The organism is Streptomyces sp. NPDC088747 (genome assembly GCF_044751025.1).
GTDB lineage: Bacteria > Actinomycetota > Actinomycetes > Streptomycetales > Streptomycetaceae > Streptomyces.
Genome location: NZ_JBIVKZ010000018.1, coordinates 59,017 through 83,264, shown reverse-complemented (window position 1 = coordinate 83,264; position 24,248 = coordinate 59,017). Strand labels below are relative to the sequence as shown.

The 24,248-nt window shown below is 70.7% G+C and carries 22 protein-coding genes, 2 pseudogenes and 1 riboswitch; of the genes and pseudogenes, 14 read left to right on the top strand and 10 right to left on the bottom strand.

The features are described from left to right. Nucleotides 1-29 precede the first annotated feature (29 nt). The gene (locus tag ACIP79_RS33575) at nucleotides 30-557 is read left to right on the top strand and encodes a GNAT family N-acetyltransferase (protein WP_401229422.1); all 528 of its coding nucleotides are present in this window, start codon (nucleotides 30-32) and stop codon (nucleotides 555-557) included. 19 nt (nucleotides 558-576) lie between these two features. Here ACIP79_RS33575 and ACIP79_RS33570 read toward each other — a convergent pair. Both ACIP79_RS33570 and ACIP79_RS33565 read right to left on the bottom strand, forming a co-directional pair. Continuing rightward, nucleotides 577-738: pseudogene (locus tag ACIP79_RS33570) on the bottom strand (MFS transporter); the annotation flags it as partial. Nucleotides 739-762: 24 nt separating this feature from the next. Next, the gene (locus tag ACIP79_RS33565; protein WP_401229419.1) at nucleotides 763-1,749 is read right to left on the bottom strand and encodes a zinc-binding dehydrogenase; all 987 of its coding nucleotides are present in this window, start codon (nucleotides 1,747-1,749) and stop codon (nucleotides 763-765) included. 191 nt (nucleotides 1,750-1,940) lie between these two features. On the opposite strand from ACIP79_RS33565, the gene ACIP79_RS33560 reads away from it, so the two are divergent. Continuing rightward, nucleotides 1,941-2,630, top strand: coding sequence for a pentapeptide repeat-containing protein (locus tag ACIP79_RS33560; RefSeq protein WP_401229416.1), 690 nt, complete (start codon nucleotides 1,941-1,943; stop codon nucleotides 2,628-2,630). A gap of 141 nt (nucleotides 2,631-2,771) precedes the next feature. Here ACIP79_RS33560 and ACIP79_RS33555 read toward each other — a convergent pair whose 3' ends face one another. Next, a complete protein-coding gene (locus ACIP79_RS33555; RefSeq protein ID WP_401229414.1) occupies nucleotides 2,772-3,272 on the bottom strand; it encodes a hypothetical protein in 501 nt (166 codons plus the stop codon). Nucleotides 3,273-3,279: 7 nt separating this feature from the next. Between ACIP79_RS33555 and ACIP79_RS33550 the strand changes: the two genes are divergently transcribed. Beyond that, complete coding sequence (locus tag ACIP79_RS33550) at nucleotides 3,280-4,794, top strand: M1 family metallopeptidase (protein WP_401229411.1); 1,515 nt, start codon at nucleotides 3,280-3,282, stop codon at nucleotides 4,792-4,794. Between the two features lie 83 nt (nucleotides 4,795-4,877). Here ACIP79_RS33550 and ACIP79_RS33545 read toward each other — a convergent pair whose 3' ends face one another. Continuing rightward, a complete protein-coding gene (locus ACIP79_RS33545) occupies nucleotides 4,878-5,453 on the bottom strand; it encodes a TerD family protein (RefSeq protein WP_306938732.1) in 576 nt (191 codons plus the stop codon). A gap of 207 nt (nucleotides 5,454-5,660) precedes the next feature. On the opposite strand from ACIP79_RS33545, the gene arfB reads away from it, so the two are divergent. Beyond that, nucleotides 5,661-6,098, top strand: coding sequence for an alternative ribosome rescue aminoacyl-tRNA hydrolase ArfB (gene arfB, locus ACIP79_RS33540; RefSeq protein WP_401229407.1), 438 nt, complete (start codon nucleotides 5,661-5,663; stop codon nucleotides 6,096-6,098). 46 nt (nucleotides 6,099-6,144) lie between these two features. Here arfB and ACIP79_RS33535 read toward each other — a convergent pair whose 3' ends face one another. Further along, nucleotides 6,145-6,732, bottom strand: coding sequence for a flavin reductase family protein (locus ACIP79_RS33535; protein ID WP_401229404.1), 588 nt, complete (start codon nucleotides 6,730-6,732; stop codon nucleotides 6,145-6,147). 396 nt (nucleotides 6,733-7,128) lie between these two features. Here ACIP79_RS33535 and cdgB point away from each other — a divergent pair, with 396 nt between their 5' ends. Next, the gene (cdgB, locus tag ACIP79_RS33530; RefSeq protein ID WP_401229401.1) at nucleotides 7,129-8,838 is read left to right on the top strand and encodes a diguanylate cyclase CdgB; all 1,710 of its coding nucleotides are present in this window, start codon (nucleotides 7,129-7,131) and stop codon (nucleotides 8,836-8,838) included. A 115-nt stretch (nucleotides 8,839-8,953) separates the two neighbouring features. Next, on the top strand, nucleotides 8,954-9,970 hold the full coding sequence (locus tag ACIP79_RS33525) for a carbohydrate-binding protein (RefSeq protein ID WP_401229398.1): 1,017 nt from the start codon (nucleotides 8,954-8,956) through the stop codon (nucleotides 9,968-9,970). On the opposite strand, the pseudogene ACIP79_RS33520 reads toward ACIP79_RS33525, so the two are convergent. The 3 genes and pseudogenes from ACIP79_RS33520 to ACIP79_RS33510 form a co-directional block, all read right to left on the bottom strand. Beyond that, nucleotides 9,960-10,298: pseudogene (locus ACIP79_RS33520) on the bottom strand (PfkB family carbohydrate kinase); the annotation flags it as partial. The gene ACIP79_RS33525 and the pseudogene ACIP79_RS33520 overlap by 11 nt on opposite strands. Before the next feature lie 117 nt (nucleotides 10,299-10,415). After that, on the bottom strand, nucleotides 10,416-11,561 hold the full coding sequence (nagA, locus tag ACIP79_RS33515) for an N-acetylglucosamine-6-phosphate deacetylase (RefSeq protein ID WP_401229395.1): 1,146 nt from the start codon (nucleotides 11,559-11,561) through the stop codon (nucleotides 10,416-10,418). Further along, entirely contained in the window at nucleotides 11,561-12,613 is a 1,053-nt protein-coding gene (locus ACIP79_RS33510; RefSeq protein WP_401229392.1) for an ROK family protein, read from the bottom strand. Before ACIP79_RS33510 ends, nagA begins: the two co-directional genes overlap by 1 nt. A 128-nt stretch (nucleotides 12,614-12,741) precedes the next feature. On the opposite strand from ACIP79_RS33510, the gene ACIP79_RS33505 reads away from it, so the two are divergent. The 3 genes from ACIP79_RS33505 (at nucleotide 12,742) to otsB (ending at nucleotide 15,336) form a co-directional block, all read left to right on the top strand. Then, on the top strand, nucleotides 12,742-13,986 hold the full coding sequence (locus tag ACIP79_RS33505; protein WP_401229706.1) for an extracellular solute-binding protein: 1,245 nt from the start codon (nucleotides 12,742-12,744) through the stop codon (nucleotides 13,984-13,986). 32 nt (nucleotides 13,987-14,018) lie between these two features. Next, the gene (locus ACIP79_RS33500; protein ID WP_401229389.1) at nucleotides 14,019-14,261 is read left to right on the top strand and encodes a DUF3263 domain-containing protein; all 243 of its coding nucleotides are present in this window, start codon (nucleotides 14,019-14,021) and stop codon (nucleotides 14,259-14,261) included. A gap of 229 nt (nucleotides 14,262-14,490) precedes the next feature. Beyond that, nucleotides 14,491-15,336 carry a trehalose-phosphatase gene (gene otsB / locus ACIP79_RS33495; protein WP_401229386.1) on the top strand — a complete coding sequence of 282 codons (846 nt, stop codon included), beginning with the start codon at nucleotides 14,491-14,493 and terminating at the stop codon, nucleotides 15,334-15,336. Nucleotides 15,337-15,354: 18 nt separating this feature from the next. Here the strand turns inward: otsB and ACIP79_RS33490 are convergent, their stop codons facing one another. Continuing rightward, nucleotides 15,355-16,767 carry a trehalose-6-phosphate synthase gene (locus tag ACIP79_RS33490; protein WP_401229383.1) on the bottom strand — a complete coding sequence of 471 codons (1,413 nt, stop codon included), beginning with the start codon at nucleotides 16,765-16,767 and terminating at the stop codon, nucleotides 15,355-15,357. A 77-nt stretch (nucleotides 16,768-16,844) separates the two neighbouring features. Next, nucleotides 16,845-17,819 carry a glucosyl-3-phosphoglycerate synthase gene (locus ACIP79_RS33485; RefSeq protein WP_401229381.1) on the bottom strand — a complete coding sequence of 325 codons (975 nt, stop codon included), beginning with the start codon at nucleotides 17,817-17,819 and terminating at the stop codon, nucleotides 16,845-16,847. Between the two features lie 177 nt (nucleotides 17,820-17,996). After that, nucleotides 17,997-18,144: riboswitch (SAM riboswitch) on the top strand. 17 nt (nucleotides 18,145-18,161) lie between these two features. Between ACIP79_RS33485 and thrC the strand changes: the two genes are divergently transcribed. From thrC to ACIP79_RS33460, 5 genes are all read left to right on the top strand, one after another. Continuing rightward, nucleotides 18,162-19,490, top strand: a complete 1,329-nt coding sequence (thrC, locus tag ACIP79_RS33480) for a threonine synthase (RefSeq protein ID WP_401229379.1) — start codon at nucleotides 18,162-18,164, stop codon at nucleotides 19,488-19,490. A gap of 72 nt (nucleotides 19,491-19,562) precedes the next feature. Then, the gene (locus tag ACIP79_RS33475) at nucleotides 19,563-19,838 is read left to right on the top strand and encodes a MoaD/ThiS family protein (RefSeq protein WP_383682382.1); all 276 of its coding nucleotides are present in this window, start codon (nucleotides 19,563-19,565) and stop codon (nucleotides 19,836-19,838) included. Between the two features lie 463 nt (nucleotides 19,839-20,301). Then, on the top strand, nucleotides 20,302-20,508 hold the full coding sequence (locus ACIP79_RS33470) for a cold-shock protein (RefSeq protein WP_164304865.1): 207 nt from the start codon (nucleotides 20,302-20,304) through the stop codon (nucleotides 20,506-20,508). Between the two features lie 333 nt (nucleotides 20,509-20,841). Next, nucleotides 20,842-22,467 carry a chaperonin GroEL gene (gene groL, locus ACIP79_RS33465; RefSeq protein WP_401229374.1) on the top strand — a complete coding sequence of 542 codons (1,626 nt, stop codon included), beginning with the start codon at nucleotides 20,842-20,844 and terminating at the stop codon, nucleotides 22,465-22,467. A 284-nt stretch (nucleotides 22,468-22,751) separates the two neighbouring features. Beyond that, nucleotides 22,752-23,870: an NADH:flavin oxidoreductase gene (locus ACIP79_RS33460; RefSeq protein ID WP_401229371.1), complete on the top strand. Its 1,119-nt coding sequence runs from the start codon at nucleotides 22,752-22,754 to the stop codon at nucleotides 23,868-23,870. Nucleotides 23,871-24,248: the final 378 nt, after the last annotated feature.

The following is a 24,248-nucleotide window of genomic DNA, read 5'->3' as shown; positions in this document are numbered from 1 at the left end:
GGCTTGTGCACGTATGTGACACTGCGCCCATGATCCGACCAGCGACTCCCGCCGATGTCCCTGTCATCCACGCCCTGGTGCGTGAACTCGCCGACTACGAGAAGGCCTTGGTGGAGGCGCGGGCCACCGAGGAGCAGTTGCGCGAGGCCCTGTTCGGGGAGCGCCCGGCGGCGTTCGCGCATGTCGCCGAGGACGTGCCGGGCGAGGTGGTGGGGTTCGCGCTGTGGTTCCTGAACTTCTCGACGTGGCGCGGGGTGCACGGCATCTACCTGGAGGATCTCTACGTACGGCCCCCGGCGCGCGGCGGCGGCCACGGGAAGGCGCTGCTGGCCGAGTTGGCGCGGATCTGCGTGGAGCGCGGCTACGAGCGGCTGGAGTGGTCGGTGCTCGACTGGAACCGGCCGTCCATCGAGTTCTACGAGGCGCGGGGCGCGCGACCGCAGGACGAGTGGACGGTGTACCGGCTGACGGACGAGCCGCTCAGGGAGCTGGGCGCGCCCTCGGGGGACGTGCCTTCGGGGGACGCGCCGTCGGGGGACACGCCCTCAGCGGACTGACTCGGTTACGGGCGTTCCCGACGCCCGCCGTGAAGAGGCCGAGGAACAGCGGGTCCGTCCAGCCGTTCGGTTCCACCTCGCTGAATCCGTAGCTGAATCCGTAGACGATCGCGACCAGTCCGCCGCGGCCGAGGATCACACCGGGTACGTCGGGACGGGCGCCGGTGTTGCCGGGGCGGTCACGCGCCTCGGGCCGGCCGGGAGCTCACGGTTCGAGGACGACCTTGCCGACGGTGGCCCGGTTCTCCAGGGCGCGGTGCGCGGCGGCGGCCTCGGCGAGCGGGAAGCGGGTGACGTCCGGTGTCAGCCGGCCCGCCGCGGCCTCCGCGAGGGCGCGCAGCTCCAGGGTGCGGACGGGGTTGGAGCTGCCGGTCCTGCGCATCATCTCCGGGCCGAGTACCTGCTCGGACACGCCTTCGACGATGAGCGGCCCGCCGTCTCGGATCCCCTCGCCCGACCAGCCGAAGACGAGGTGGCTGCCGCCGGGGCCGAGGAGTCCGACGGCGCCGCGGGCCACCTCGCCGCCGACTCCGTCGAAGACTACGGTCGCGCCCCTGCCGCCCAGGTACGCGCGGGCCTTCTCCGGCCAGTCCGGGTCCGTGTAGTCGAGGGCCAGGTCGGCGCCGTTCTCCTGCACCCGGGCCACCTTCTCCGGGCCGCCGGCGAGACCGATCACGGTGGCGCCGGCGTGCTTCGCGTACTGCACGAGAAGGGTGCCGATGCCGCCCGCCGCGGCGGGGACCACGGCGACGGACTCGGGGCCCAGGTCCGCGAACTGGAGGATCCCCATCGTCGTACGGCCTGTTCCGATCATGGCGACGGCCTGGGCGAAGTCCAGGTTCCGGGGGACCTCGTGGACGCGGTCGACGTCAGTGACCGCCAGCTCCGCGTAGCCGCCCGACGTGGGGGACTGGCCCAGGTGTGCCACGACGCGCTTTCCGAGCCAGAGCCGGGCCACGCCCTCGCCGAGGGACTCGACGGTGCCGGCGACCTCGCGGCCCGGGGTCATGGGCAGCGCGGGGGCTTCGGGGAGCGGGCCCTTGAAGCCCTCGCGGATCGCGGCGTCGAGGAGGTGCACGCCCGCCGCGACGACGGCGATACGGACCTGGCCCGGGCCCGGTTCGGGGTCCTCGGTCCGCTCGTAGGAGAGGTTCTCGGCGGGACCGAAGGCGTGCTGGCGGATGGCTTGCATGGTGGGCTCCTTCTTGTGGGTCGCGGCTCGTGGCAGGTGGTTCGTGGTTCGTGGTTCGGGGTCCGGGTGCGTTGCCTGCGCGACCAGCCTCCGACCTCAAGCGCGCTTGAGGTCAAGGTCCTGTGGAGGTGGAGGGCCAGGTCGGGTCGGGGAGGGGCGGGCCGTCGGCTTTGTCAGTGCGGGGGTGCACCATGGGGGGCATGGTGCGGAAAGTGGCCGGCGAGGCGAAGAGACTGGTCAAGGGGGCGCGGCGGCCCGAGGTGCGGTTGCCGCCCCTGGAGCCCTACGAGGGTGCGGGGCTTGAGCCCGACGGGGACTACGACGGCCTTGAGTTCAGGGACGTGGACTTCGCCGGGCAGGACGGCGGGGGCGCGCGCTTCATGGACTGCGCGCTGACCGGGTGCGCGCTGGACGAGGCGCGGCTGCGTCACGCGCGGCTGCTGGACTCGGTTCTGACGGGGATACGGGGTGTGGGCACCGACCTCTCCGAGTCGACGTTGCGTGATGTCGAGCTCGTGGACGCGCGGCTGGGCGGCGTGCAGTTGCACGGGTCCGTGCTGGAGCGGGTCCTGGTGCGGGGCGGGAAGATCGACTACCTCAACCTGCGCAGGGCGCGTCTCAGGGACGTCGTGTTCCAGGGGTGTGTGCTGGTGGAGCCGGACTTCGGGGGTGCGAGTCTGGAGCGGGTGGAGTTCGTCGACTGTGTGGTGAAGGGAGTGGATCTCACCGGGGTGGTTCTGACGGACGTGGATCTGCGGGGGGCGGATGAGTTCACCATCGCGCGGGGGGTGGACCGGCTGGCCGGGGCGGTCATCAGTCCGGCGCAACTGGTGAATCTGGCGGGGGTGTTGGCGGCGGAGATGGGGGTGCGGGTGGAGTAGGGGTGGGTTTTTCGCCCCCTCCGCCCCTTCCCGTCCCGTTCCTGGGGGCTGCCGCCCCCAGACCCCCGCTTCGCGCTGACGCGCTCGTCCTCAAACGCCGGACGGGCTGAAAATTCTAGCGCCGCCCGGCGAAGAAAACCCTCAGCCCACCCGAGGGAACCTCGCCTCCAGCGTCCACACCGCCGGGTTCTCCCGCAGGCCCTCGTGCATATCGCTGAGATCGGCGACGAGGTCGTGCAGGAAGTCCCGTGACTCACGGCGGAGTTCGGTGTGCGAGAAGGTGAGCGGCGGCTCCTCCACCGGCATCCAGTCGGCCTCGACATCCACCCACCCGAACCGCCGCTGGAAGAACATCCGGTCGGTCGACTCGGTGAAGTCGAGCTCGGCGTGCTGCGTGCGCGAGGCCCGGCTCCCGCGCGGATCCCGGTCGAGCCGCTCCACGATGTCGCACAGCGCCCACGCGAAGTCGAGGACGGCCACCCATCCCCAGGCTGTGGACAACTCCCGGTCCGCCTTGGTGTCGGCGAGGTAGACGTCTCCGCAGAACAGGTCGTGGCGCAGCGCGTGGACGTCCACGCGGCGGTAGTCGGTCTGCGGAGGGTCGGGGAAGCGGTTGGAGAGGGCGTAGCCGATGTCGAGCACGTAGGTGATGGTGTCACGCCCTCGTAGGATCACCGGCGTGCACCGATCCTCGCCCGCGCTGCCCTTCACCGTGCCCGTCGCAGTGCCCTTCACCCTCGCCGTCGCCCTGGTGCTCACCGCCTGCGGCGGGGACGGCGTACAAGGCAGGCCCGGAGCCTCCGGCGTACGCGACCCGTACTTCCCGAAGCTCGGCAACGGCGGCTACGACGTCATGCACTACGGCCTGAAGCTCGCCTACGACCCGGACACCGAGCACCTGACCGGGACGGCGGAGATCACCGCCAGGGCCACCCAGGACCTCAGCGCCTTCAACCTCGACCTCAAGGGCCTGGACGTCGAGGCCGTGTCGGTGGCGGCGTCGGTGGCGGCCATCGGGGAGGGGACCGGGGCAGCGGCGGAAGCGGGTGCGGGCGAGGACGCCCGCTGGAACCGTGCCGGTCACGAGCTCACCGTGCGCCCGCGCGACGGCCTCGACAAGGGCGAGACCTTCCGCACGACGGTCCGCTACTCCGGCGTCCCGAAGACCCTCACCGACCCCGACGGCTCCCAGGAGGGCTGGCTCCGCACGGCGGACGGCGCCCTCGCGCTCGGCGAGCCCACGGGTTCGATGACCTGGTTCCCCGGCAACCACCACCCCTCCGACAAGGCGTCCTACGACATCGTGATCACCGTTCCCGAAGGGCTCCGGGCCGTCTCCAACGGCGAGTTGACGGACGAGTCGACGCTGAACGGCCGCGCCGCCTTCACCTGGCACACCGCCGAGCCGATGGCGAGCTATGTGGCGACGGTCGCGATCGGCAGGTACGACCTCACGCGGACCGACACCAAGGACGGCCTGCCCGTGGTCGTCGCCGTCGACCCGACGCAGGCGGAGGCGAGCAGGGCGGCGCTCGCGGGCATCCCGGGGATCCTGGAGTGGGCGGAGGCCGCCTTCGGGCCGTACCCCTTCTCCTCGTCCGGCGCGATCGTCGACCGCGAGGACGACGTGGGCTACGCCCTGGAGACGCAGAACCGCCCGGTCTTCCCCGGCGCGCCCGACACCGGACTCCTCGTCCACGAGCTCGCCCACCAGTGGTTCGGCGACTCCGTCACCCCCGGTTCCTGGCGGGACATGTGGCTCAACGAGGGCTTCGCCACCTACGCGGAGTGGCTGTGGGAGGAGGACCACGGCGGCGACACCGCCGAGGAGATCTTCAACTCCCTCTACAACGGTGACTACTTCGACGATCCGGAGCTCGACGCGGCCGTCTGGGCCTTCCCGCCCGCCAAGCCATCCGGCGCCGCGAACATCTCCGACAGCCCCGTCTACGAACGCGGCGCGATGGTCCTCCACAAGATCCGCCGCGCCGTCGGCGACGTCGTTTTCCACGGCATCCTCCGTGGCTGGGCCGCCGCCCACCGCCACGGCAACGCGACCACCGCGGACTTCACGGCGTACGTGGAGAAGTCCGCGCCGGACAAGTACTTCGGCGAGATCTGGGACGACTGGCTGTACGGGGAGGGGAAGCCCGCGCGGCCGTGACCGGACCGGAGTGGACGGGAACGCCGGAGCCCCCGGCCGCCGCGCTCAGCGGGCCGGGGGCTCCGTCGGACGGACGGCGTACGTCAGACGTTGACGCCGAAGTCCTGGGCGATGCCCGTCAGGCCGGACGCGTAGCCCTGGCCGACCGCGCGGAACTTCCACTCGGCGCCGTTGCGGTAGAGCTCGCCGAAGACCATGGCGGTCTCGGTGGCGGCGTCTTCCGAGAGGTCGTAGCGGGCGATCTCGGTGCCGCCGGCCTGGTTGACGATGCGGATGTAGGCGTTGCGGACCTGGCCGAAGTTCTGCGAGCGGGTCTCCGCGTCGTAGATCGAGACCGGGAAGACGATCTTGTCGACGTCGGCGGGGAGGCCCGCCAGGTTGACGTTGATGGCCTCGTCGTCGCCCGCGCCCTCGCCCGTGCGGTTGTCACCGGTGTGGACGATGGTCTGGTCCGGCGTCTGCTTGTTGTTGAAGAAGACGAAGTGGGCGTCCGAGTACACCTTGCCCTCGGGGTTGACCGCGATCGCGGAGGCGTCGAGGTCGAAGTCGGTACCCGTGGTGGAGCGGACGTCCCAGCCGAGGCCCACGGTGACGGCGGTCAGGCCCGGAGCCTCCTTGGTGAGCGAGACGTTGCCACCCTTGGACAGGCTTACAGCCATTGTTGGGAGTCCCTTCCCTCGTTGCGTACGTGCACCGTGCTCGTACGTTTGGGCTTCGTACGGGCACGAAGCTACAGCTACCCCTAAGAACGCCACGAGGGGTACCGAAGGTTCCTGACGCTTTACTTTCTTTACCTTCCGCCGCGGACGGCCGCTGACCAGGTGTCGGCGAAAACATGGTGACGTGGACGTGCCATCCGCGCGACCATGTATCCCATGTCCGGTCCTTACGTCATTCGCGGCTCCGTCTCCCTTCCCGAGGCCGAGCTGATGTGGCGTTTCTCCAGGTCCGGCGGCCCCGGTGGACAGCACGTCAACACCAGTGACTCCCAGGTCGAACTGCGGTTCGACCTGGCGAAGACCGAGGCGCTGCCGCCCGTCTGGAAGGAGCGCGCCCTCGACAGGCTCGCGGGGCGGCTCGTCGACGGGGTCATCAGCGTGCGCGCCTCCGAGCACCGCTCGCAGTGGCGCAACCGTGAGACCGCCGCCGTACGGCTGGCCGCCCTCCTCGCCGAGGCCTCCGCGCCCCCGCCCAAGCCCCGCCGGGCCACCCGCATCCCCCGCGGTATCAACGAGCGGCGCCTGCGGGAGAAGAAGCAGCGCTCCGACACCAAGCGCGGGCGCGACGGCCGCGGCTGGGGATAGGCCGGTCCCCGGGGGCGGCGAACGGCCCGTCGGCCGCCCCGTGGGTTCAGCCCAACTGCCGGTATCTGCCCTTGAAGTACGCCAGCGGGCCGCCGTCCGCGCTCGGCACCCGCGCCGTCAGTACGCGGCCGATGACGAGGGTGTGGTCACCGGCGGGCACCCGCTGCTCCGTACGGACCTCCAGGGTCGCCAGGGAGCCGCCCACGAGCAGCGCGCCGGACGCCTGGCCGCGTACGTACGGGATGTCCTCGAAGAGGAGGCGGTCGCTGATGCGGCCCTTCATGGCGAAGCGGCCCGCGATGTGCCGCTGGCTCTCGGAGAGCACGGAGACGGCCCACAGGGGCTGTTCGGCGAGCAGGTCGTCCATGCGGGAGCCGTCGCGCAGGCTGACCATGACCAGCGGCGGGTCGAGCGAGACGGAGAGGAAGGCCGTCGCGGTCATGCCGACGTCCTCGCCGTCCGGCCCGTCCGGGTCCAGCGCGGGCTCGTGCGCGGTCACCAGGACCACACCCGCGGCCAGCCGGGACATGGCGGCGCGGAACTCGTCGTTGCTCACCCCCTCAGCATGCACGGGAGACGTGGGGGAGGCGGCGGCGGGAGCGACGGGGGAGGCCGCGGGGAAAGTGTTCGACACCCCGAAACGCTATTCTCCGACCCCGGGGCCGCACATCGGTCCCCGGCCCGAGCCGGGTCCTAGGACCACCGACCGACGAACCGGGCTCGCCGTTACACCCCAGCGGCAGCGGGCAGACATAATCGCGCACAGTACTTGCACAGCTCGCGGATATGCGCTCAATAGGCACACGGAGAAAGCGCGGAAACCCCACTCAATTGTTCACGTTCTGCTGTGACTTGAGTCACAGGAGCCATATTTTGTTGACCCTGTGTACCGAGTGGGCAGCGCGCTGTGATTCAGTGGCTGGGACGCTGAGCAAGAACCTACCAACCGGTAGGTGGAAGAGAACGTCGAAGAGAACCAGGACGCCGAAGAGAACCCTGGAGTTGCTGCGAGGTCTCGAGGGGAGGGCGAATGGAGACCGAGTCGGAGCCCTACGTCCGCCTTGCGACCCTGCGGCAACTGCACACGGTGATGGCGGACATGAACACCGCCCGCAGCCTGGCGGACACGCTGCAGACCGTCGCCGACGGAGTGGTCACCGGCCTCGGCTACGAGCTGGCGTGTGTCAACCTCGTACGCCCGGACGGCGACCTCGTCGTCGCCGCGTTCGCCGGCAACTCCGCCGCCGAGGCGCTCATCACCGGCCGCGTCGGCTCGCGCGCCTCCTGGGACCGCCGGCTGAACATGGGCGAGGCCTGGGGCGACCTGCGTTTCATACCCCACACCGAGGGCTGGGTCCTCGACGAGGACGACGTACCGCAGTGGTACACCGACGGTCCCGCGCCCCGCTTCGAGGACGAGTGGCACCCCTCCGACCGCCTGTTCGCGCCGATGTACACCCCCGGTGTCGCGGGCAACGGCCTCGGTGAGCTGATCGGTGTCCTGTCCGTGGACCGGCCGCGCAACGGCAGGCGGCCCGGCGCGTGGGGCCGCGAGGCGCTCCAGATGTACGCGTTCCAGGGCGCCATCGCCATCAGCAACGCGCGTCTTCGAGCGAACATGCAACGGGCACTCGTCCGCCTGGAGCGGGAGCAGCAGGCGCTGCGGGCCAGCGAGGAGAGCTTCCGGCAGGCCTTCGAGTACGCGCCCAGCGGCATGGCCATCGCCGAGATGGGCGGCGACCAGCACGGCCGGATCCTGCGGACCAACGACGCGCTCTGCCGCCTCCTCGGCCGCCCCGCCTCCGCGATGCGCCGCTACTCCTTCTCCGACCTCGTCCACCCCGAGGACATCGGCACGCTGCTGCGCACCTCGGCGGAGGGCGGCCGCGCCGAGCTGCGGCTCTGTCGCCGCGACAACACCTACGTCTGGGTGTCGCTGCGCAACTCCGTCGTCGCGGACGCCGCCGACGGCCCCCGGTTCCTGCTCACCCACGTCGAGGACATAGAGGACCGCAAGCGCCGCGAGCTCCAGCTCGCCCACCGCGCCTCCCACGACTCCCTCACCGGCCTGCCGAACTCCGCCGAGCTGCGCGCCCGGCTCAGCTCGCGCCTCTGCCAGCGCCCGCAGGCGCTGCCCCCGGGCGCGATCGAGTCCCTCGACGCCGCCTACGGCCACGGCCCGCAGCAGGCGGAGCTCGCGACCGGCGAGTACGACGGGAACGGCCGGAGCGGCTACGACGGCAACGGCCACGCCTTCGACCCGTGGCCCAGCTCCGAGGCGTTCGACGCCTTCGACCACCATGTGCACACCGTCGCGCCCGAGGGCGAGACGGACGACGGCGCCAAGGGGCTCGCGGTGCTCTTCTGCGACCTCGACGGCTTCAAGTCGATCAACGACCGGTTCGGGCACAACGCGGGTGACGAGGTTCTCATCGAGGTCGCTCGCCGGCTGACCCACGGTGTCCGGGACGGCGACACGGTCGCCCGGCTCGGCGGTGACGAGTTCGTGGTGCTCGCCGACGGGCTCGGCCGGGCCGACGCGCAGGACCTCGCGGTCCGGCTGCGGAACGCGATCATCCCGCCCATCAGGGTCGACGGCCGGGCCGTCCGGGTGGGCGCCAGCTTCGGCATCGGGTGGGCGCACTGCGGCATGACGGCGGACGAGGTGCTGAAGTCCGCGGACGAGCGGATGTACATAGAGAAACGGTCTCGTCCCAAAGCGCATCGGCGAGCCGGATAACCCGCAGGTCAGCGGGGTGAGCCTGTGAGGACCCCCGTTTGGCCCAGCTGGACCGGGTAGGCTCGCCATTCATTCACGTACCGCATCTGTACCGCACCCGCTAGGAGACCAAGGGATGACGCCCGGCAACAACGGCGCGAGCACGCCCGAGGACGATGACCCGTTCGGCTACCTGTACGCCGACGGCCAGGCCAACGGAGCCACCCCGCCCAGTGGAGGCGGCGGCTACGGCTACCCCGGCTCGGTGAACCGGGTGCGTGCGGTCGGCGAGCGCCGCAACGGACCGCAGCAGGGCGGGCAGCCCCAGGCCTCGTACGGCCAGGCCCCGACCGCCCAGTACGGCCAGCCGCAGGCCTACGGACAGACGGTTCCGCAGCAGCCCCAGGCCTACGGCCAGCAGGGCACCTACAACCAGCCGAACGCGAACTACGCGGCGCCCGAGACCGTGCCCGGCGGGCCGGTCACCGCGCGGCACGGCTCCGTCGGTGCCGGCGGCGGCCGTGGTCGCGGGCCGAACACCAAGGGCCTGCTCATCGGCGCGATCGCGGTGGTCGCCGTCGTGGTCGTCGGCATCAGCGTCGCCATGCTCAGCAGCGGCTCGGGCGACGACGACAAGGGCGCCAGCGACACGGTCGGCCCGACGCAGTCGGCCTCGCAGGAGGCGTCGCCGAGCGAATCCTCCGGCGAGCAGCCCGCCGCCGAACTGCCGACGATCGACGCGAAGGCGCTGAACCTCGGCACCGGCGTGGCGACGGCCGCGGACGTCGAGGGCGCGCAGTCCGACGGCGGTGTCTATGTCACGGGCCTCAACCAGGTCGGCGCCCAGGTCACCTGGACGGTCAACGGCATCCCCAAGGACGGCGCCTACACCCTCTTCGCCCGCTACAGCGTGGCCGGTTCCGACGCCAAGATGACGCTCACCGTCAACGGCAAGGAGTTCGGCAGCAAGCTGAACATGGGGAACTTCGCGGGCGCCAAGGACAACGAATTCGCCAAGGGCTGGACCCAGACCTACGCGTACCCCACCCTCACCAAGGGCACCAACACGATCTCCGTCTCCTGCCAGAACGGCGACAGCTGCAACGCCCTCCTCGACCAGCTGTGGCTGAAGGAAGGCCAGGTCAAGAGCTAGAACCTGACGGACCGGTGACCGTCACCCGGTCCAGCAGCTCCTGGTAGCCCCGGCGGTCGAACTCGCCCGCCACGGGGGCCAGTACGGTCGCCGCCGAGAGAGCCACGGCCCGGACCAGCCGGTCCGGCCGGCGCAGCCCGTCCACCAGGCCCGACAGCAGGCCCGCGACCGCCGAGTCACCCGCGCCCGTCGGATTGCCGCGCACGCGGCAGGGCGAAGCGGCCCGCCAGTGGCCCTCCGCGTTCACCGCGAGGAGACCCTCCGCGCCCAGCGAGGCCACCACCGTGCGGGCGCCGAGGCAGCGGACGTCGCGGCGGCACCCGACGGGTCGGACGTCGACGATCGGGGGCCGACCCGGGCGCGGAAGAGCCAGGTCGCGGACCAACCAGGTCGCGGAACAGCTCCGTCGCGGACCAGCCCGGTCGCGGACCAGCCCAGCAGGGGATCAGCCCAGCAGGGGATCCACCACCCACTCGCCCCCGCGCATCACGCCCTTGAGGTCGAAGGTGGAGTCGAGGACCACGAGGTCGGCCCGTTTGCCCGGCTCCAGGGAGCCCACCGTGTCGTAGAGGCCGAGCAGGCGGGCGGGGTTGGCGGAGAGGGCCGCCACGACGTCCTCGACCGGCAGCCTGTCGACGGTCACCGCACGCTTGAAAGCGCGGTCCAGGGTGAGGGTGGAGCCCGCGATCGAGCCGCCCTCCACCAGCCGCGCGACGCCGTCGGCGACCTCGACCTCCAGCGGGCCGAGCATGTAGCGGCCGTCGCCGAAGCCGGCCGCGTCCATGGCGTCGGTGATGAACGCGACCCGGGCCGCGCCCGCGTGATGGAACGCCAGCTCCAGGGAGGCGGGGTGCAGATGGGTGCCGTCGTTGATCAGCTCGACCGTGACCCGGTCGTCCTCCAGGAGAGCCGCGATGGGGCCCGGAGTGCGGTGACCGAGCGCGGGCATCGCGTTGAACAGGTGCGTCGCCACGGTCGCGCCCGCGTCGATGGCCTCCACCGTCTGCTCGTACGTCGCGTCCGTGTGGCCGATCGCCGCGATCACCCCGTGCTCGGCCAGCAGGCGTACGGAGTCGATGCCGCCCGGCAGTTCGGTGGCGAGGGTGACCATCCGGGCCTGTCCGCGCGCCGCGTCGATCAGCTTGCGGACCTCCGCCGGGTCCGGGTCGCGCAGCAGCTCCTCGGAGTGGGCGCCCTTGCGGCACGGCGAGATGAACGGGCCCTCGAAGTGGACGCCCGCGAGGTCGCCCTGCTCGGCCAGTTCGGAGAGCAGCCCGGCGCGCTGGGCGAGGCCGTCCATGTCGCCGGTGACGGTGGAGGCGACGGTCGTGGTCGTGCCGTGCAGACGGTGGGTGTGGATGCCCTTGAGGACGTCCTCGACGGTTCCCGAGGTGAAGGACGCGCCGCCACCGCCGTGGTTGTGGATGTCGACGAAGCCGGGGACCAACCAGTGACCTGACAGGTCGACCGTCTCGGCGTCCGCGGGAGCGCTCCCGGCGATCCGCGAGCCGTCGACGATCACCCGGCCGCCGTTCACGATTCCGGTGGGAAGTACCACCTGTGCACCGGCGAAAACCTTGCTAGTGGCCATCAGGCGGATACCTCCGGGGAGTCGGTGGGGTCGGTGGAGCGGGTGGAGTCGGTGGAGTCGGCGGAGTCGGCGGGATCGCCGCGGTCAGCGGATCCGGCCGGTCGGGCGGTGTCGGTGCGGGTGCCGGTGCCGGTCCTGGCCAGGAGGTCCCAGGCCAGCAGGCCGGCGCCGAGGCATCCGGCGGTGTCCCCGAGGGCGGCGGGGACGATGGAGGGCAGTTTCTGGAAGGTCACGCGCCGCTCGACCGCGGCCCGCAGTGGTGTGAACAAGGTTTCCCCGGCCTCGGCCAGACCGCCACCGATGATCAGCGTGCGCGGGTCCAGCAGGGTGAGGGCGGTGACGAGCCCGTCGGCGAGCGCGTCGACGGCGTCCTGCCAGACCCGCAGGGCCCGCTCGTCGCCGGACTCGACGGCCTTCGCGCAGTCGGCCGCCTCCGCGGCCGGGTCGCCGGAGGCCGCCGCCCAGGCCTGGCTGACGGCCGCGGCGGACGCGTACCGCTCCAGACAGCCGTGCTGGCCGCAGGGACACGGAACCCCGCCCGGCCGTACGACGATGTGGCCGATCTCGCCCGCGAAGCCGTGCGCGCCCGCCTCCACCCGGCCGCCGATGCCGATGGCGCCCGCGATGCCGGTGCCCAGCGGCACGAAGAAGAAGCGGTCCGCTCCCCGCCCCGCGCCGATCCGGCCCTCCGCGAGGCCGCCGGTGCGCACGTCGTGCCCGAGCGCCACCGGTACGCCGCCGAGGCGGGCGCCGAGCAGGTCGCGCAGGGGAACGTCGCGCCAGCCGAGGTTGGCCGCGTACACGGCGATGCCGAGGTCGGCGTCGACGATGCCGGGGACGGCGACCCCGGCGGCTGCGGCTCGCTCGCCGAGGTGCCGTTCGCCGTACGCGCGCAGCTCGGCCGCGAAGCCGAGGATGCCCTCGACGACGGCGTCCGGCCCGCGCTCCCGTCCGGTCGCCCGGCGTGCCTGATGGAGAAGCCCGCCGTCGGCGCCGACGAGGGCGGCCTTCATCCCGGTGCCGCCCACATCAAGGGCGATGACATGTCTCACGAGGACAGTGTGGCCCGTGAACCCGGAAGAGGTCTAGTCCACTTACGTGGTGTAGACCTTATGCCGGGATATCGAACATTGAGTCAACAGAGGGTTGAGGCGAAGCGGTGCGGCGGCGTACGACAGGAATGATCGCGATGATGTCCGCACTGGGCATGACAGCGACCCTCGGCGGCTGCGGAAGCTCCGAGGAGTCCGAGGACGTGACGCTGCGGCTGGTGGCCGCCGACTACGGGGACTCCGACGCCAACAGCTCCCAGAAGTACTGGGACAAGCTGGTCGACGAGTACGAGGCCGCCCACCCGGCGGTCAGGGTCGAGGTCAGCGTCTACTCCTGGACCGACGTCGACCGTGAGGTCAAGGAGATGGTCGCGGCCGGGAAGGCGCCCGACATGGCGCAGATCGGCGCGTACGCCGACTACGCGGCCAAGGGGCAGCTCTACACCGCCGACGAACTGCTCTCCATACCCGTGCAGGCCAACTTCGCCCTCCAGCTCACCGACGCGGGGGAGCAGCAGCGGGCGCAGTACGGCCTGCCGTTCGCCTCCTCCACCCGGCTGCTCTTCTACAACAAGACCCTCTTCGCCGAGTCCGGTCTCACCCCGCCGAAGACCTGGGACCAGCTCGCCGCCGACGCCGAGGTGCTCAAGGACGCCGGCGTGAAGTTCCCGTACGCGCTGCCGCTGGGGCCCGAGGAGGCGCAGGCCGAGACGATGCAGTGGATGCTGAGCGGCGGCGGTGGCTACACCGACAACGTCGGCACGTACGCCATCGACTCCGAGGCGAACGTCGACACGTTCACCTGGCTCAAGAACGAGCTGGTCGGCAAGGGGCTCACCGGGCCGACCGCGCCCGCGAAGCTCAACCGGGCGGACGCGTTCGCCGCGTTCACCCGCGGCGAGGTCGGGATGCTCAGCGGGCACCCCACGCTGATGAAGACGGCCGCCGCCAAGGGCGTGAAGTACGGCATGGTGCCGATGCCCGGGGCCGACGGACAGAGCAAGTCCACGCTCGGTGTCGCCGACTGGATGATGGCGTTCAAGCAGAACGGCCACGCCGAGCAGGTCGGTGACTTCCTCGACTTCGTCTACAGCGACGAGAACGTCCTCGCCTTCTCCCGTGAGTACGACCTGCTGCCGGTCACCACGTCCGCGTCCGAGGCGATGGCCGCCGACAGCGACGACCAGGATCTCGCCCCCTTCCTCGGCGAACTCCCCACCGCCGAGCTGTACCCCGTCGACAAGACCTCCTGGGCCGGTGTCAGCGCCGACATCAAGGAGCAGATCGGCAAGGCCGTGGGGGTGAACGGCAGTCCCGCCGGGGTGCTGGGGTCGCTTCAGGCGAAGGCCGGGGCGGCGGACAACGCGGCGTAGGGCTGTCGGTGGCGGGGGCTACCGTGCTGTCCATGGCCATGGAACCTGTCGAGGGGCTCGGTCCGCGGGAGCGGGGGATTCTCGCCCTTGAGGGGCGGGGGTTCTCCGGGCCCGGGGCGAAGGAGCGGGCGATACGGGAGCGGCTCGGGCTGGCGCCCGTGCGTTACTACCAGCTCCTGAACGCGCTGCTCGATGATCCTCGGGCTCTCGCCCATGATCCGGTGACGGTGAACCGGCTGCGGCGTGTACGCGACGCCCGCCGGGGCGAGCGCTGAGGTGTTTTTCGCCCCCTCCGCCCCTACCCGTCCCGTACTCGGGGGCTCCGCCCCCGAACCCCCGCTCCTCAAACGCCGGAGGGGCTGAAATTCTTCAGCCCGTCCGGCGTTTGAGGACGAGCGCGAAGCGCGACAGGGGGGTCTGGGGGCGCAGCCCCCAGGGACGGGACGGGAAGGGGCGGAGGGGGCGAGAAAACGTTCTGCCGGTGGGCGCGGATAGGGTCGCACCATGGCTGACCACGCGGCGAAGCTGCCGACCCCCGTCACTCCCGCCGGCCGCGCCGGGCTCGACGCCGTCCTCGCCCACCCGGGCCGGACGGTGATCGGCCTGGACTTCGACGGAACCCTCGCCCCGATCGTCGCGGACCCGGAGCAGGCCCGCGCCCACCCGGACGCGGTCCCGGCCCTGGCGGCCCTCGCCCCGAGGATCGCCTCGGTGGCGGTCATCACCGGCCGCCCGGCCACCGTGGCGGTCGAGCACGGCGGCTTCGCGGACGTGCCGGGCCTGGAGCACCTGGTCGTACTGGGGCACTACGGCGCCGAGCGGTGGGACGCGCGCAGCGGTGAGGTCAGCGCTCCCGCCCCGTACCCCGGGGTCGCCGCGGCCCGCGCCGAACTGCCCGGGATCCTCGCCGCGGTCGGCGCGGGGCCGGGAACCTGGACCGAGGAGAAGGGCCGGGCGGTCGCCGTACACACGCGCAGGGCGGCGGACCCGCAGGCGGCGTTCGAGGCGCTGCGGGGGCCGCTGACGGAGCTGGCGGCCCGGCACGGTCTGATCGTCGAGCCGGGCCGCATGGTCCTGGAGCTCCGCCCGCCGGGGATGGACAAGGGCGTCGCCCTGCTCGACCACGTCCGCGAGACGGGCGCCGAGGCCGTCCTGTACGCGGGCGACGACCTCGGCGACCTCCCCGCCTTCGCGGCCGTCGAGGTACTCCGCTCCGTGGGTGTTCCGGGCCTGCTGGTGTGCAGCGGCAGCTCCGAGGTGGCGGAACTGGCGGAGCGGGCCGACCTGGTCGTGGACGGCCCCGCGGGGGTCGTACAGCTGCTGAGGGCCCTGGCGGCGGAGCTCTCCTAGGCCACTCCTGGGCCACTCCTAGACCTTGTTCTCCAGCTCCCGGAGCTGTTCGAGGAACCACTGGGCCGGGGGCAGTGCCGTCGCCGCGGCGGCCAGGCGTTTCGTGCGTTCGGCCCGCTCGCCGGTGCCCATGGACAGTGCCTCGTGCAGTGCCCGCGCGGTGCCGACCACGTCGTACGGGTTCACCACGATCGCGTCGTCGCCCAGCTCCTCGTACGCCCCCGCCTCCCGGGACAGCACCAGCGCGCATCCCTCGTCGGAGACGACGGGCACCTCCTTGGCGACGAGGTTCATGCCGTCCCTGATGGGGTTGACGAGGGCGACGTCGGCGAGCCGGTAGGCGGCGAGGGAGCGGGCGAAGTCGTCCTTGACGTGCAGGACGACCGGGGTCCAGCCGGGCGTGCCGTAGGCGGAGTTGATGTCGTCGGCGACCCGCTGCACCTCGGCGGTGTAGTCGCGGTACACGGCGAGGTCCTGCCGCGAGGGGTAGGCGAAGGCGACGTGCACGACGCGCTCGCGCCAGGACGGCTGGTCCTCCAGGAGCTGCCGGTAGGCCCGCAGGCCGCGCACGATGTTCTTCGACAGCTCGGTGCGGTCGACCCGCACGATCGCCTTCCGGCCCTCGCCGATCTGCTCACGCAGTGTGACCATCCGTTCGGCGACGTCCGCCTCGTGCGAACGCTCGCGCAGGAAGTCGCCGTCCGCGCCGAGCCCGTGCACGCCGACGCGGGTGTCCCCGAGGCCGCCGACGACCTCCTCGGCGCACGCGGTGAACGCGGACGCCCAGCGGTGGGTGAGGAAGCCGAGGCGGTCGGCGCCGAGCATGCCGCGCAGCACCTGCTCGGCGATGTCGTCGGGGAGGAGGCGGAAGTAGTCGACCGGCGCCCACGGGGTGTGCGAGAAGTGGCCGATCCGCAGGTCGGGACGGAGCTCCCGGAGCATGCCGGGGACCAGCGTCAGGTGGTAGTCCTGCACGACGACCACGGCACCCTGCGCCGCCTCGTCGGCCAGGGCCTCGGCGAAGGCACGGTTGTAGGCCTCGTACGACGCCCACTGGCGCCGGAACTCCACGTCGAAGACCGGCTCCAGCGGCGTCTGGTAGAGCATGTGGTGGACGAACCACAGCACCGAGTTCGCGATGCCGTTGTAGGCGTCCGCGTGCGTGTCGGCGTCGATGTCCAGCATCCGTACGCCGTCCTCGCCGACCCCGCGCCGCACCGCCTCACGGTCCCCTTCGCCCAGCGCGGAGCACACCCACAGGGCGCCCGCGTCCGGGCCGATCGCCGACAGCCCCGAGACCAGCCCGCCGCCACCCCGCCTGGGGTGCAGCGAGCCGTCCTCGTGGACGTCGTAGGAGACGGGGCCGCGGTTGGACGCGACGAGGATCCGATGGGAACCCTGCGGAGATGCGGTGGAAGCCGTGGAAGCCATACGCCTCAACCTAGCCCGGCCCGGAAACGCTCAAACGTACGGACGGGGTACCGCGAGGACGTATTCGGCCCCCGGGATCACGCCGCTCTGCGCGCCTGGTACTCCGAGATCTCCGCCATCGGAGGCCGTTCCTCCGTATCGACGGAATAGGTGCGCGGCTCGAAGCCCGACTCGCCCCGTTCGAACTGGGTGAGGGCCGGACGGATGAGGTGGCCGCGGGCGAGCCGGAGCTGCGCGGTGCGGTAGATCGCGGCGGACATCCGGCCCAGCGCCTGGCCGTCCTGGTGCCGGTGCTTGCGGACGCCGACGTCGACCTGGGCGAGCGCGTCCAGGCCCACCAGGTGCAGGGCGTCGACGAGCATGCCCAGTTCCACGCCGTATCCGACGGGGAACGGCAGCTGTTCGAGGAGCGAGCGGCGGGCCGCGTACTCGCCGCCGAGCGGCTGGACGAATCCGGCCAGCTGCGGCCAGTGCATGTTCAGCAGGGGGCGGGCCATCAGTTCGGTGACACGGCCGCCCTGGCCGGCCGCCGTCCTGCCGGAGGAGGGCTCGCCCGGCAGGTTCAGCGGGCGGTCGTACATCGCCTTGACCAGATCCACGCCCGGATCGGTGAGGAGCGGCCCCACGATCCCGGTGACGAAGTCCGAGGAGAACTCCTTGAGGTCCGCGTCGATGAAACAGACGATGTCGCCGCTGGTCACGAGGAGTGACCGCCACAGGACCTCGCCCTTGCCGGGCACGGCCGGGATGCGGGGGAGTATGTCGTCCCTGTGGACGACCCGGGCGCCGGCCGCGGCGGCGACCTCGGAGGTGCGGTCCGTCGAGCCCGAGTCGATGACGACGATCTCGTCGACGAGGGGGACGTTCCGGGTCATCAGGTCGCGGCGGATGACGGAGACGATCTCCCCGACCGTCTTCTCCTCGTTGAGGGCGGGGAGGACCACGCTCACCGTGGAATGGGTGGAGCGTTTCGCGGCGATGAGTTTCTTGAGCGGGCGGTCACTCACGGACCAGGAGCGCGTGCTCAGCCAGCGCTCGACGTCTTCCAGCACGTGCGGCTCTCCCTTGCGTTCATTGGGATGCTTGTGCCCGTCGCCGCGCCGGCAGGGGGTGTCTCCGGCATCTCGCGGTTCGGACGGCTCTCTCCACCATCCAGGCCTTCGGTTACAGTCTTGAACAACGCTGATGACCATCGCATGTCGGGGGTCGTTGAGCGTACAACTGAATACCGCTCATCCAGAGGGGCAGAGGGATACGGCCCGTTGAAGCCCCGGCAACCCTCCAGCTGGTTCTTGTCACGTCGACGTGGTGAGGCTCCCGGCTCGGGAAGGTGCCAAATCCGTCTCACGGCGAAGTGCGTCGTGAGGAAGATGAGGAGAAAGGGCCTCGCCTCCATGGCTGCGCAGACTGTCGCAAGCACCACCGCGAACACCACGAACACCGTGACCTCCCCGGATTCCGCGAACTCCGTCGATCTGGGCCCCGCCGCCGCGCTTTCCTGCCGCGAGTGCGGCCACCGAGTGCCCCTCGGTCCGGTCTTCGCCTGCGAGGAGTGTTTCGGACCGCTGGAGATCGCGTACGACTTCTCCTCCTACGAGACCGAGGACCTCCGCAAGCGCATCGAAGCGGGCCCGGCAAACATCTGGCGTTACGCGCCGCTCCTGCCGGTACCGGCGGACGTCGCGGAGAAGCCGAACATCAACCCCGGCTGGACCAAGCTCGTCAAGGCCGACAACCTGGCGCGCGAGCTGGGCGTCAACCCGGGCAGGCTCTTCGTCAAGGACGACTCGGGCAACCCGACGCACTCCTTCAAGGACCGCGTCGTAGCCCAGGCCATCGAGGCCGCCCGCGCCTTCGGCTTCACCACCCTCTCCTGCTCCTCCACCGGCAACCTCGCCGGCGCCGTGGGCGCAGCGGCTGCCCGCGCCGGCTTCCGCTCCTGTGTGTTCATCCCGCACGACCTGGAGCAGGGCAAGATCGTCATGGCCGCGGTGTACGGCGGGGAGCTCGTCGGCATCGAGGGCAACTACGACGACGTGAACCGTTTCTGCTCCGAGCTGATCGGCGACCCGGCCGGCGAGGGCTGGGGCTTCGTCAACGTCAACCTGCGGCCGTACTACGCGGAGGGCTCCAAGACCCTCGCGTACGAGATCTGCGAGCAGCTCGGCTGGCGGCTGCCCGACCAGCTGGTGGTCCCGATCGCCTCCGGCTCCCAGCTCACGAAGATCGACAAGGGTCTGAAGGAGCTGATCGAGCTCGGCCTCGTCGAGGACAGGCCGTACAAGATCTTCGGTGCCCAGGCCGAGGGCTGCTCGCCGGTGTCCGTGGCCTACAAGGCCGGCCACGACGTCGTACGGCCCCAGAAGCCCGACACCATCGCCAAGTCGCTCGCCATCGGCAACCCGGCCGACGGGCCCTACGTGCTCGACATCGCGCGGCGCACGGGCGGTGCTGTGGAGGACGTGGACGACGAGCAGATCGTCGAGGCGATCAAGCTCCTCGCGCGGACCGAGGGGATCTTCGCCGAGACGGCGGGTGGCGTCACGGTGGGTGTGACGAAGAAGCTGATCGAGAACGGTCTGCTCGACCCGACCCTCACCACCGTCGTCCTCAACACCGGCGACGGTCTCAAGACCCTGGACGCGGTGGCCTCGGACACCGGGCTCACCGCGACCATCCGCCCGAACCTGGACTCCTTCCGCGAGGCCGGCCTCGCGTCCTGAGCGGGGGCGTTCCGCTGGAATGCCGTATCAGCACCGCGCCCATGGGCCCGTAAACCTGACCGGAGGTCAATCGTGAGCGTCAACGTCCGCATCCCCACCATCCTGCGCACCTACACCGGCGGCAAGGCCGAGGTGCCCGCCGAGGGCGGCACCCTCGGCGAGGTGATCGCCGACCTGGAGCAGAACCACACCGGCATCGCCGCGCGCGTCCTGGACGACCAGGGCAAGCTGCGCCGCTTCGTCAACGTGTACGTGAACGACGACGACGTCCGCTTCGAGCAGGGCCTGGAGACGGCGACGCCGGACGGCGCGGGCGTCTCGATCATCCCGGCCGTCGCGGGCGGCTGACCCCTGCTGACACTGAGTAATCGCCGTTACCTTCGGTAATGGTAATTACCGAGAGTTCATCGAATTGCCCCCTCCGTGAGAGAAGCGGAGGGGGCAATTCTGTATGATTGAGCGCGGTACAGTTGGGGAAGCTGCTTCGCTTTCGAGTCGGTTCCATGCCGGGTGCATATGAGTCCTCGCGTGACGCCCGACAAGAAGCAGCCAATGTACCCCGTATATTTGAGCCGTTTATGGCATTTATGGGGCCCGACTTGCCCGGAATCTTTGCGAATTCTCCGGATATTCCCGATCGGTCTTGCCCAGAATTCTCGTCCGATTGACCTGTTGCAGAGGGCAGTTGGACGGATACATTCAGCCGCGGTCGACGCGTTCCGGCGCACACCCCCAATCCTTGGGGGGTGAGGTCTGACCCGGGCCCGCGAAGTGCGGTCCTGTGCAAGGGCCAGTAATAGGGGAGTTAGGCATGGCTCAGGGCACCGTCAAATGGTTCAACGCGGAGAAGGGGTACGGCTTCATCGCGGTCGACGGTGGTGCGGATGTATTCGTCCACTACAGCGCGATTCAGATGGACGGCTACCGCACCCTTGAAGAGGGCCAGCGGGTCGAGTTCGAGATCTCGCAGGGCCAGAAAGGGCCGCAGGCGGACATGGTCCGGCTGGCGACCAGCTGAAGCACGCGCCGACTGATAGCTCTGTTCGACGTGACGAAGGGCTCGTGTCCCCGGCAGGGGGCACGAGCCCTTCGGTCTGTCCGGCCTCCGCCGCCCCTCGCGCCCGTGTGCGCCCCCCGCTCCACCTGCGGATCTTCCGGAGCCGCTTGCACTCGGTAGGGGCGAGTGCTAATCATTGGCGTTAGCACTCTGAAGGTGAGAGTGACAACGAGGACCGGGTCAGTGAGGCCCGCAGGCCAAGTGGGGCAAGGAACCACGCGGCACGCAGGCCGTCCGTCGCGGGCGCGGGCGCGGTCCGGAGCAATCCACCCCAGTCCGGGAGGACCACTTCACATGGCCAAGATCATCGCGTTCGACGAGGAGGCACGGCGCGGTCTCGAGCGCGGGATGAACCAGCTCGCCGACGCCGTCAAGGTCACCCTTGGCCCCAAGGGCCGCAACGTCGTCCTCGAGAAGAAGTGGGGCGCCCCCACGATCACCAACGATGGTGTTTCCATCGCCAAGGAGATCGAGCTCGAGGACCCGTACGAGAAGATCGGCGCCGAGCTGGTCAAGGAAGTCGCCAAGAAGACGGACGACGTCGCCGGCGACGGTACGACCACCGCGACCGTTCTGGCGCAGGCGCTGGTCCGCGAGGGCCTGCGCAACGTAGCCGCCGGTGCCAACCCGATGGCCCTCAAGCGTGGTATCGAGAAGGCCGTCGAGGCCGTCTCCGGTGCCCTCCTTGAGCAGGCCAAGGATGTCGAGACCAAGGAGCAGATCGCTTCCACGGCCTCCATCTCCGCCGCCGACACCCAGATCGGCGAGCTCATCGCCGAGGCGATGGACAAGGTCGGCAAGGAAGGCGTCATCACCGTCGAGGAGTCCCAGACCTTCGGTCTGGAGCTGGAACTCACCGAGGGTATGCGCTTCGACAAGGGCTACATCTCGGCGTACTTCGCCACCGACATGGAGCGTATGGAGTCCGTCCTGGACGACCCGTACATCCTGATCGCCAACTCGAAGATCGCCAGCGTCAAGGACCTGCTCCCGCTCCTGGAGAAGGTCATGCAGTCGGGCAAGCCGCTGCTGATCATCGCCGAGGACGTCGAGGGCGAGGCTCTGTCGACGCTGGTCGTCAACAAGATCCGTGGCACCTTCAAGTCCGTCGCCGTCAAGGCTCCGGGCTTCGGTGACCGCCGCAAGGCCATGCTCGGCGACATCGCCATCCTCACGGGCGGCGAGGTCATCTCCGAGGAGGTCGGCCTCAAGCTGGAGAACGCGGGTATCGACCTGCTGGGCCGTGCCCGCAAGGTCGTCATCACCAAGGACGAGACGACGATCGTCGACGGCTCCGGCTCCGCCGACCAGGTCGCCGGCCGGGTCAACCAGATCCGCGCCGAGATCGACAACTCCGACTCGGACTACGACCGCGAGAAGCTCCAGGAGCGTCTGGCGAAGCTGGCCGGCGGCGTGGCCGTCATCAAGGCCGGTGCCGCCACGGAGGTCGAGCTCAAGGAGCGCAAGCACCGCATCGAGGACGCCGTTCGCAACGCGAAGGCGGCCGTCGAGGAGGGCATCGTCGCCGGTGGTGGCGTGGCTCTCATCCAGGCTTCCTCGGTCTTCGAGAAGCTGGAGCTCACGGGTGACGAGGCGACCGGCGCCAACGCCGTGCGGCTCGCCCTGGAGGCCCCGCTCAAGCAGATCGCCGTCAACGGCGGTCTCGAGGGTGGCGTCATCGTCGAGAAGGTGCGCAACCTGCCCGTCGGCCACGGCCTCAACGCCGCGACCGGTGAGTACGTCGACATGATCGCCGAAGGCATCATCGACCCGGCGAAGGTCACGCGCTCTGCCCTGCAGAACGCCGCGTCCATCGCCGCGCTGTTCCTCACCACCGAGGCCGTCATCGCCGACAAGCCGGAGAAGGCCGCCGCGGGCGGCGCTCCGGGCGGCATGCCGGGCGGTGACATGGACTTCTGATCCACCTCGGGGCTCCGGCCCCCGGTAGATCACCGTCCTTCGTACCGAGGGCGGCACCCCTTCTCCCAAGGGGTGCCGCCCTCGGGCGTTTCCGTTTCCGTGATCACGTCGGGGAGTGACCTGGATCACATGACGGTTGCCCCGGGGTCGGAATGCGATGACGGGGGGACCGGTTGACGCTCTTGAAGCGAGTCAATGCACGTGCACATATCCATCACATGTACCTATGCACGAGCATCTCGCGCCGACCGGCTTCCGACCGACTCTCCCCCAGGAGTACTCACGTGACACTCGCCCCCTCGCGCGCGGCCCAGATCCTGTCCCGCCCCCTCGCCCTCAACGGCCTGACCGTCCCGAACCGGATCGTCATGGCGCCGATGACCCGCCAGTTCTCCCCGGGCGGCATCCCGGGCGAGGATGTCGTGTCGTACTACGCCCGCCGCGCCGCCGCGGGTGTGGGCCTCATCGTCACCGAGGGCACGTACATCGGCCACGAGTCGGCCGGGCAGAGCGACCGGATCCCGCGTTTCCACGGCGAGGAGCAGCTCGCGGGCTGGGCGAAGGTGGCGGAGGCCGTGCACGCGGCGGGCGGGAAGATCGTGCCGCAGCTCTGGCACATCGGCATGGTCCGCAGCGCGGGTGAGCCGCCCTTCGCGGAAGCCCCCGCGGTCGGCCCGTCCGGCCTGCGGATCAACGGCACCGCCGGTGAGGGCAGGGAGATGACCCAGGCGGACCTGGACGACGTCATCGCGGCGTTCGCCGAGGCCGCGGCGGACGCCGAGCGCATCGGCTTCGACGGTGTCGAACTGCACGGCGCGCACGGCTACCTGATCGACCAGTTCCTGTGGGAGGGCACCAACCGGCGCACCGACGCGTACGGCGGTGACCTCGTCGCCCGTACGAGGTTCGCGACCGAGATCGTCGCCGCGGTCCGCGCCGCGGTCTCCCCGTCCTTCCCTGTCCTCTTCCGGTACTCGCAGTGGAAGCAGGAGGCCTACGACGCCCGCCTCGCGGAGACGCCCGAGGAGCTCGGCGCCCTCCTGTTCCCGCTCGCCGAGGCCGGAGTGGACGCCTTCCACGCGTCGACGCGCCGCTACTGGCTCCCGGAGTTCGAGGGCTCGGACCTCAACCTGGCGGGCTGGACGAAGAAGCTGACGGGCAAGCCCGCCATCACCGTCGGGTCGGTCGGCCTCGACGGCGACTTCATCAGCGGCTTCGCGGGCGAGGGCGCCGCGGCGGCCGGCCTCGACAACCTGCTGGACCGCCTGGAGCGCGAGGAGTTCGACCTCGTGGCGGTCGGCCGCGCGCTGCTCCAGGACCCGGAGTGGGCGGCGAAGGTCCTGGACGGCCGACACGGCGAACTGACCGCGTTCGACCCGGCGGCCATGGGCTCGCTGAGCTGACTCCAAGGCTCCGCCGCTTCCGGCTCCGCCGACGCTCCCGACTCGTCCGGGGCCCGCCTTGTCCGGGGCCCGCCTCGTCCGGTTCTCCCGGCCCTTCCGGCGCCCCGGCACCGCCGGTTGTTCCAGCACCGCCGGTTCGCTTCCCGTGCTGCCGGTTCTGTCGGGGTCCCCGTTGCTCCCGGGGCTCTCAATTCCTCCAAGCGCCCCGGCGTTGCCGGTTCCCTTCCCGTGCTGCCGGTTCTGTCGGGGCCCCCGTTCCTCCCGGGGCCCTCAACGCCTCCGGGCACCCCGGCGCCGCCGGTTCCCTTCCCGTGCTGCCGGTTCTGCCGGCGCTCCCCGCTCCTCCCGTGCCCGCCCTCGGCTCATCCACCTCCTCCG